Origin of the sequence: Mycobacterium sp. (genome assembly GCF_035603715.1) — a bacterium.
Classification (GTDB): Bacteria; Actinomycetota; Actinomycetes; order Mycobacteriales; family Mycobacteriaceae; genus Mycobacterium.
This window is the reverse complement of the sequence record NZ_DATNJW010000611.1, coordinates 1-7,185: the sequence shown is the minus strand read 5'-3', so window position 1 is coordinate 7,185 and position 7,185 is coordinate 1. Positions and strand designations below refer to the sequence as shown.

The 7,185-nt window shown below is 64.9% G+C and carries 8 protein-coding genes; 5 read left to right on the top strand and 3 right to left on the bottom strand.

All coding sequences use genetic code 11. The features are described from left to right. The 4 genes from VN856_RS24970 to VN856_RS24955 form a co-directional block, all read left to right on the top strand. On the top strand, positions 1–951 hold a 951-nt coding region (locus tag VN856_RS24970; protein WP_325694326.1), incomplete at its 5' end, for an FAD-binding oxidoreductase. Further along, positions 884–2,032: an AraC family transcriptional regulator gene (locus tag VN856_RS24965; RefSeq protein ID WP_325694324.1), complete on the top strand. Its 1,149-nt coding sequence runs from the start codon at positions 884–886 to the stop codon at positions 2,030–2,032. The genes VN856_RS24970 and VN856_RS24965, both read left to right, overlap by 68 nt. Before the next feature lie 113 nt (positions 2,033–2,145). Next, the gene (locus tag VN856_RS24960; protein ID WP_325694322.1) at positions 2,146–2,895 is read left to right on the top strand and encodes a TetR/AcrR family transcriptional regulator; all 750 of its coding nucleotides are present in this window, start codon (positions 2,146–2,148) and stop codon (positions 2,893–2,895) included. Between the two features lie 89 nt (positions 2,896–2,984). Further along, positions 2,985–4,538 (top strand): NAD(P)/FAD-dependent oxidoreductase, encoded by a 1,554-nt coding sequence (locus tag VN856_RS24955; RefSeq protein ID WP_325694321.1) that lies wholly within the window; start codon positions 2,985–2,987, stop codon positions 4,536–4,538. Here VN856_RS24955 and VN856_RS24950 read toward each other — a convergent pair. Both VN856_RS24950 and VN856_RS24945 read right to left on the bottom strand, forming a co-directional pair. Continuing rightward, complete coding sequence (locus VN856_RS24950) at positions 4,528–5,070, bottom strand: helix-turn-helix domain-containing protein (protein WP_325694319.1); 543 nt, start codon at positions 5,068–5,070, stop codon at positions 4,528–4,530. The two genes, VN856_RS24955 and VN856_RS24950, sit on opposite strands and share 11 nt — an antisense overlap. Then, the gene (locus VN856_RS24945; protein ID WP_325694318.1) at positions 5,054–5,500 is read right to left on the bottom strand and encodes an SRPBCC family protein; all 447 of its coding nucleotides are present in this window, start codon (positions 5,498–5,500) and stop codon (positions 5,054–5,056) included. The genes VN856_RS24950 and VN856_RS24945 overlap by 17 nt, the downstream gene beginning before the upstream one ends. Positions 5,501–5,611: 111 nt before the next feature. On the opposite strand from VN856_RS24945, the gene VN856_RS24940 reads away from it, so the two are divergent. After that, positions 5,612–5,833 carry a hypothetical protein gene (locus tag VN856_RS24940; RefSeq protein ID WP_325694317.1) on the top strand — a complete coding sequence of 74 codons (222 nt, stop codon included), beginning with the start codon at positions 5,612–5,614 and terminating at the stop codon, positions 5,831–5,833. Between the two features lie 21 nt (positions 5,834–5,854). Here the strand turns inward: VN856_RS24940 and VN856_RS24935 are convergent. Further along, a partial coding sequence (locus VN856_RS24935; protein WP_325694316.1) for an NAD(P)/FAD-dependent oxidoreductase occupies positions 5,855–7,185 on the bottom strand: 1,331 nt, incomplete at its 5' end.

The window sequence follows — 7,185 nt, the reverse complement described above, 5'->3', positions numbered from 1 at the left end:
GGTCTCAGCCCGACCCTTGGCCGCTCCCACGGTTACGCCGCCGATCACGTGCGCTCGCTCGACGTGGTGACAGCGGACGGCGAATTGCGGCATGTCGACGCGGAATCCGACCCCGAACTGTTCTGGGCGTTGCGCGGCGGCAAGGGCAACTTCGGGGCGGTCACGGCGCTGGAATTCGCTTTGTTCCCAGTTTCTCGCCTCTATGGCGGCAGCATCTACTTCCCCGGTGAGCGGATGAGCGACGTGCTGCGCGCCTGGACTGCCTGGCACCCGAATACGCCGGAAACGATGATCTCCTCCTTCGCAGCACTGCGACCGCCATCGCGGCCCGAGATCCCCGAACCACTGCGTGGCGTGTTCTCGGTGGCGCTGCGGATCGCCTACACCGGCACGGCGGAGGACGGCAAACGGATGATCGCGCCGCTACGGGCAGCGGCGCCGGCGGTTCTGGACACCGTCGCGGACATGCCATACACCGCGGCCGCGTCGATCCACGACGAGCCGACCGAACCGTTGCCCTACTACGAACGCAGCATCATGCTGCGGGGCTTCCCCGCGGAGGCGCAGGACAAGTTGGTCGAACTCGTCGGCCCGGAATCCCAAGCCACCATGTGGGTCACCGAATTACGTGCCCTTGGCGGAGCCTGGGACCGAGAGCCTGCGGTGCCCAACGCGGTAGCGACCAGAGGCCTGCCGTATGTCCTGCTGGGCGTCGAGGTCGGTCCGCTGTCAGAGGAACAGCGGCTCAAGGAGTCGGTCGCCGCGCTGCTCGACGGCATGGCGCCATGGCAGGGTGACAGGCGGCTGGTGAACAACCTCGCCCCGGAAGAAGCGACCGACGCCGTGGCGATCTACGGCCCCGAGCGCTACGAGCGCTTGGCGGATGTCAAGAAGACGTACGACCCGACCAACATGTTCCGCCTCAACCACAACGTGGTGCCGGCCGTCTGAGCAGGACAGTCGCGCTGCTAAGCATAGGGATTCTATATATACTCGAAGAGGCTGGACGCGGTCCGCGTTAGTGACATCGAACAGACATCAACGGGAGAACACGGTGATCGACGGTCTTCGTCTCCGGACGGACACCGCTGATCCCGAGGAGGCGCGAACTCAGCTCACGTCTGCATACGTTCCCCACCGCCTCACTGTCGGCGGGGGCTTGTCGGCTTTTCGTGCGCGGCACGCGGAGGGGGGCACCGCGGGGCTCAGCGTTAACGTCATGTCGTTCGGGTCCGGTACCGCGTGGGTGGATCCTGTGACGTTCGAGGACTTTGTTCTTGTGTCCCAACAGATTAGCGGGCGGTTCGGGGTCCGCGCCGAGAGTGGGGAACGGCTCGTATCGCCCGGGGAACACGTGGTCCTGGATGCGCACACGGTGTATCAGCTGCGCTGGGAAGAGAACTGCAGACTGTTCAACGTGAGACTTCCTCGTAGGGAATTCGAGACGGCGATCGCTGAGCTCACCGGGGCGGGGGAGTCAAATCCGATCCGATTCCCCTTGAGCTGGCATCCGTCAAAGCCGGGAACGATGGCCGTTCAAAAGGTGACGCATTTCCTGCTCCGAAATGCCGGACCAGGTGGGCTCCTAACGTCCGGCGCGTTGCTGCGCAGTCAGATGATCCGGATGTTGGTAGCAAGCATGATCGAGGCCTACGGGCCTGGTCTCCGAGCCGCCGACACCTGCTCGAGCGGTGACGTCCGACCGCCGGCCGTGCGTCGTGCGATGGCGTATCTCGAGGGTGCCGCAGCCGAGGATGTCCGGATCAGCGATGTCGCGGCCGCAGCACGGCTAAGCGCCCGTGCCCTCCAGGATGCGTTTCGCAGATACCTGGACACGACCCCGATGTCATACCTGAAGTCGATCCGTCTTGCGCGGGCTCACGCCGACCTGCGCCAGGCGTCCCTCGAAGGAGGGGCAACCGTCGCGGACATCGCATACCGGTGGGGGTTCGGTAATCTCGGCCGGTTTGCCGCGGACTACCGGCGGGAGTTCGGCCGCTCTCCCAGCGAGGTGCTGCGCGCGGGGCACTGAGGTCGGGGTCAGCGGTGTCCGGCGCGTCGGGTGCTGGGCGGGTGCTGTGACGCCCGGCGCTCCGATAGGCGGTCTGCCCAGGTCAGCGGATGCACCGAGGTATGGTGCTTGACGTGGTCCGAATTCCCAGACCCCCGCTGCCCCACACCGGGCCCAAACCCGGTGTGAAGGTCGACGCGCGCAGCGAACGCTGGCGCGAGCACCGGAAGAAGGTGCGCGCTGAGATCGTCGAGGCGGCGTTTCGCGCCATCGACCGGCTCGGACCCGACCTCAGCGTCCGCGAGATCGCCGAAGAGGCCGGCACCGCAAAACCCAAGATCTACCGTCATTTCACCGACAAGTCCGACCTGTTTCAGGCGATCGGGGAACGTCTGCGCGACATGCTGTGGGCGGCGGTCTTCCCGTCGATCGACTTCGCCACCGACTCGGTCCGCGAGATCATCCATCGCAGCGCCGAAGAACACGTCAGCCTGGTCGACGAACATCCCAACGTGCTGCGCTTCTTCATCCAGGGCCGCTTCCCCGAGCAATCAGAGTCGACGATGCGCACAGTGAACGAAGGCCGCGAGATCACCTTGGCGATGGCGGAAATGTTCAACAACGAGCTGCGCGAGATGGAGCTCGATCCCGCCGCGTTCGAACTCGCGGCGTTCGCCGCCTACGGGTGCGCGGCGGCCGCCACCGACTGGTGGCTCGGTTCGGATGCCGGCAGCCCGCGGCGAATGCCCCGCGAACTGTTCGTCGAGCATCTGACCACAATCACGCTGGGCGTCATCTGCGGCACCGCCGAGATGCTCGGCATCAAGCTGGACCCCGACAAGCCGATTCATGACGCGATGCCGCACAGTTCCGCCGCCAGCTAGCATCGGGCGGCGTTGATACCCTCGGTACTGGATATTTGGGAGCTGCGTCGGCGACGATGCCGAGTGCAGCGAAGAGGAGGAGCGGCGCAATGAGCATTGCCGAGTCGACCACCCAACCCGATGCGTCTGCCGCGCCCGTACGCACCCGCGCGGTGATCATCGGCACGGGTTTCGCCGGACTCGGCATGGCGATCGCGCTGCAGCGCCAGGGCGTGGACTTCGTCATCGTGGAGAAAGCCGACGACGTCGGCGGCACCTGGCGGGACAACAGCTACCCCGGTTGCGCGTGCGACGTACCGTCGCACCTGTATTCGTTCTCATTCGAGCCGAAGGCCACCTGGAGCAAGCTGTTCTCCCCGCAACCAGAGATCCTGGACTACCTCAAGGACGTCACCGAAAAGTACGGGCTACGCCGTTACATCCGATTCGGTCAGAAGGTGAGCCGCGCGCACTGGGATGACAGCGAATACCGCTGGCACGTATTCACCGAATCGGGAGACGAGTACGTCGCTCAGTTTCTGATCTCCGGCGCCGGCGCGCTGCACATCCCGCGGATGCCCGACATCGAGGGTATGGACGAATTCCACGGCCCCGCTTTCCATTCCGCGCAGTGGGAGCACAGCGTCGACATGACCGGCAAGCGGGTCGCGATCATCGGTACCGGCGCCAGCGCGATTCAGATCCTTCCCGAGTTGGTGCGCCGAGACGCCGGCGTCGCCGAGGTGCAGCTCTATCAGCGCACCCCACCGTGGGTGGTACCGCGGCCGAACAGTCTGCTGCCCGACGCGGTGCGCAAGGCCTTCGCGACGGTGCCGGGCCTGAGACTCGCTGTGCGGTCCGGCATCTACTGGGGGCTCGAAGGCCTTGGGTTCGCCATGACACAACGCCCGAGCCTGCTGCGAGCCGTGGAACTGGTTGGCAGGTTGAACATTCGCCGCAACGTGAAGGACAAAGAACTGCGTCGCCGGCTCACCCCGAAGTACCGGGCCGGCTGCAAGCGAATCCTGTACGCGGCCAACTACTACCAGGCGGTCGACAACCCGAAGACCACGTTGATCACCGACCGGATCACCCGCATCACCGCCGACGGCATCGTCACCGACGACGGCGTGGAGCACCCCGTCGACGTCATCGTGTACGCCACCGGTTTCCACACCACCGACTCCTACACCTACGTCGATGTGAAGGGCCCGCGCGGCGAGGACCTGGTGGATCGCTGGAACCGGGAGGGAGTCGTGGCGCACCGCGGCATCGCCGTGGCCGACATGCCGAATCTGTTCTTCCTGCTCGGACCAAACACAGGGCTGGGCCACACCTCCGTGGTCTTCATGATCGAGTCGCAGATCCACTACGTCGCCGAGGCGATCGGCGCCGTCGACAAGGCCGGCGCGCAGGCGCTGGCGCCCAGCCGCACCGCGCAGGACCGCACCAACACCGAACTGCAGAGCAAGCTGGCCGGCTCGGTCTGGAACACCGGCGGCTGCAGCAGCTGGTATCTGGACGATCACGGCGTCAACCGGACCCTGTGGAGCGGCATGACCTGGCAGTACTGGCGGGAAACCCGCTCGCTCAAACTCGCCGAATACAAGTTCTTCGGAGTCGGCACCGGCTCGTCGGCGAAGGGCCGGCCAGTCAGCGTCTGAGAAGCTCAACGAACGCTTCCGCGGCCGCATCGACGCCGGCCTCGTCCTCGGTGGCAACAAGGTCCAGCAGAAGCCCACGAGTGACGGCCAGCCCCAGGCGTGCCATCGCACCGTTGTAGGGGACGCCGGCCGTTGCCGCCTCGACCTCACGCAGCCAGCCGTCGACGGCGCCGGGAACGATGCGCGTGAAGGGCTCTTCGCCCTGCGCTGCGCGCGAATAGCACTCGAAGAAAAGGCGTTCCAAGTGGCGCAGTTCGGGGCGGCGCAGGTCGGCCCACATCGCGGCGAAGCCTTCGGCCGGATCCATCGGTATGTCGGGCACCAGAGCCATCTGACGAAGCTCGGTTTCCTCGACGATGGCGATCAGCAGCTCTTCTCGAGAACCGAAGTGGTGCAACAGCATTCGGTGGCTGGTGCCGACGGCGGCGGCCACGTCGCGCAGCGACCGGTCACCGATGCCGCCTCTGGCGAATTCCTCGACGAGTTTGTCCAGCAGTTGTCGGCGCGGACTTCGGTCAGGACTGCGAACCATTGGCACGGTGCAGTTGCTCAGACCGGGCCTTGAGTCCTTGGGCTTCGAGTTCGAGGAAACGCTTGGTCTTCTTGATCATCATCCTTCCGACCAGCGCGCCGAGCACACCACGCTGCTCGAGTTGCTGGCGTACCAAGGTGCGGCCACCGGGCTGGGCGATGACGTGGTGACGAGCGCTCACGTTCACACCAGGGGAGCGTTGCACCCAGGTCCAGGACAGGCCCGGGTCGATCTCGGTCACCTGCCAGTTCAACTTGGACATGCCGGGCTGTTTGATCGAGAACCGTTTGCCGACAGCCAAATTGGACCCGTCGCGCCCGACCAGTGAGGTGACCGAGTCGGTCCACTCCGGCCAGTGCTCGACGTCGCTGAAAACCTTCCATACCAACTGCGGCGGGGCGTCGATCTCGATGCTGTCTTCGGTCAACATGTACCAAATGGTACATGCCGAACCGACGTGGTGCGACGTTTTGTCCGGTAACGTCACCGTCTCGTGGGCGGGCCGTTGACGAAAGCCGAGTTGCAACTGATCGTCGCGCGGGTGACTACGATCATGAGCGTTGCCGTGATGGTCACCCTCCTGATCGTGTGGGCCGCGCTCAGGCAATTCGCATCCCAAGCAATCGAAGAGGGATACCCGCAGTCGAGAATCGGTGTGCTGGTTGCGAATCTTGGCGGAACGATGGGCTGGCTCACGCTCGGTTGGGCGGTCATTTGCCTGATCGGATACGTAGCCCTGGTCCGCCGACGAGACGATGGGTGATCCGTTAATCGATCTGCAGATTCATGACACCCGCGCGTTGAGATGTTCGAGGGCCGCCTCGGCTCCGTTCCATCCGGGGATGCCGGTTACCCCGGGGCCGGGGTGCGTGCATTGGCCACACAGGTAGAGCCCGTCGACCGGTGTGGCGAACTTGTCGGCCCCTTCGACTACGCGGCCGGTCCACAACTGGTTGGGCTGTAGCAGGCCATGCGAGTAATCGCCGGCGTGTGCGCTGAAGGTGCTGCCGAAGTAGCGGTTGGAGAAGACGACGCGATTGGTGACCGAGTCGGCGAAGCCGGGCGCGTACCTGTCGAAGATCTGTACGCAGGTGTCGGCGTATTGCTCTTTCCAGCTTCGGTTTTCGTCGGCGTCCAGCCCGGTGGGGAAGTACGGGGTGAAGATGGTCGCGCTGTGCTTGCCCTCGGGCGCCAGCGATGAGTCGACCATGCTGGGGATGTACAGGTAGGTGGGCGGTGCGTCGGGCAGCTGTCCCTTGCGGTATTGCTCCCAGGCGTCGCTGATGTATTCCGCCGACGGCGCGTAGGCGACGGTCGGACACCACTGTCCGTTGTCGTGCATGTACGGCTGCAGCCGCTCGATCCATTGGGGCGCTTGGTCAATGGTCAGGTGGGCCTGGATGTATCCGAGGTTGAAGTTGATTTCCTTGATCTTGCGGATGTAGTCGGGCGGAAAGTTACCCTCGCCGACCAGATTCACGAATGTGGTGTACGGGTCGAGCGAGGAGAGCACGGCGTCGGCCGAAATGGTTGTGCCGTCGCGTAATTGGACTCCAGTGGCACGACCGTCGGTGACGACGATCTGCTTGACGTGCTGCTTCATCTGCACCTCGGCGCCCAGCGATTCAGCGCGTCGGCACAGCGCCGTGCTCAGCGAGCCGATGCCGCCGCGGGGCATGATGTATTCGACGTTGCCGCCGCCGATCAGGTAGTGGTACAGCGTCGATGCGTTCGAACCCGGCGTCCAGGGACCGCCGTCAAAAGCGTCGATGGACATTGCGGCCAGCGAACCCTGGATGCAGCGGCCCTGGTCTGGCGCGAGGAAGCGGCGGACCGTGTCCATCGTGCTGCCGTACCACATCTGCGCGAAATCGTGACGGTCCTCAGGTGTGGGCTGTTCGGCGATCACCTCGATGATGTCCAGCGGGGGACCGAACGCCGAGTCGACGAAATACGGCGCGAACCGGCCGATGTGGGCGAACAGTCCGCCCAGGCCCGTCGCGACCTCGGGCCCGTGGTCCTCGATCAGGTGGCGGCCCATCCGTTCGAGGTCGTTGTACATCACGAACGGGGTGTCGGCGGCGTCGCCGAAGGTGCACGTCGACGTCCACTGGT

Coding starts and splice junctions, on each gene's coding strand:
- VN856_RS24965 (WP_325694324.1), top strand. CDS start 884: ATGTCAAGAAGACGTACGACCCGACCAACATGTTCCGCCTCAACCACA.
- VN856_RS24955 (WP_325694321.1), top strand. CDS start 2,985: ATGAGCATTGCCGAGTCGACCACCCAACCCGATGCGTCTGCCGCGCCC.
- VN856_RS24950 (WP_325694319.1), bottom strand. CDS start 5,070: ATGGTTCGCAGTCCTGACCGAAGTCCGCGCCGACAACTGCTGGACAAA.
- VN856_RS24945 (WP_325694318.1), bottom strand. CDS start 5,500: ATGTTGACCGAAGACAGCATCGAGATCGACGCCCCGCCGCAGTTGGTA.